The 939-nt window shown below is 28.9% G+C and carries 1 protein-coding gene; it reads right to left on the minus strand.

All coding sequences use genetic code 11. The annotated features are described in order from the left end of the window. Positions 1–503: 503 nt before the first annotated feature. Entirely contained in the window at positions 504–695 is a 192-nt protein-coding gene (locus PG840_RS16405; RefSeq protein WP_173867818.1) for a RumC family sactipeptide, read from the minus strand. Positions 696–939: the final 244 nt, after the last annotated feature.

The raw sequence follows: 939 nt of genomic DNA on the forward strand, positions 1-939 counted from the left end.
CAACGCATCGCATAAATAATTGGATATCCTAGTTCTAATTCTGTCTAAACACTATCTTTACTTAAAGGAATTTCACTTCCTTGTATTCCAAAATATTAAGCAACTTTATAGAATATTCTGTTGATAATCTTCTATTCTCATCAGTACACTCTGTAAATAATTGAATATAAAATAAAGTATTAACCAAAATAAAACCAGTATGATATTTCCTAAAACAATACTCACCATCATTGTTTTAATAAAATTGCACTTCGAATTATCGCATAACAACCGAACTAATCTGCTTATTATCAAAAAACTCTTCGCTCTTTTTGATTAAGTTCTTTAATCTTTTCATAAACTTTCACTCCACTTACTTTTATAAAAGGAGACCGTACCCATTTGACAGTCCCCATTTTTTCTTATAACATAATATTAACTCTGTACACCTATCTATTTTTATAGAATTGTTTAGATATTGAATAGAGTTATTTTCTCAGACTAAGAATTTTTTTGATATGTTCTTATTCTGTTTTGGCAAGATTTGCATTTGCATTTCTTGTTGTTACTCCATTGTTTCCACAGTATCCTACACAATATGCTGGTCCAGCATAATAGGACTGCTTTACTGCTACACTTATACTGCAGATACATCCACCTTTACTTCCTTCAAAGTCTGATCCTGTTTTTAACTTTCCTGCTACGATTTTTCTCATATTTAACGCCTCCTTCCTATTAGTTTTTATTTTAAATTATGTACGATAATTTAAAATCTTTAGTCAATAATACAGTACTGCTCACTTCTTTTTTCTTATTTTTACAATGTTGTAATAAGAAATTTCTTTTCTTCTAGGCGTATACTATATTTAATAAATATATCTATACATCATTTGTATACAATATCTATCAGCTCATTTCAGATAAAATCTCCTTCGGCTTTTTCCTCATAATCATAGTCCC

Source organism: Coprococcus sp. AM97-35 (assembly GCF_027697525.1).
Taxonomy (GTDB): domain Bacteria; phylum Bacillota; class Clostridia; order Lachnospirales; family Lachnospiraceae; genus Allocoprococcus; species Allocoprococcus comes.

What these genes read in the sequence shown, in the direction of transcription:
- PG840_RS16405 (WP_173867818.1), bottom strand. Translation starts at nt 695, where the DNA reads ATGAGAAAAATCGTAGCAGGAAAGTTAAAAACAGGATCAGACTTTGAA.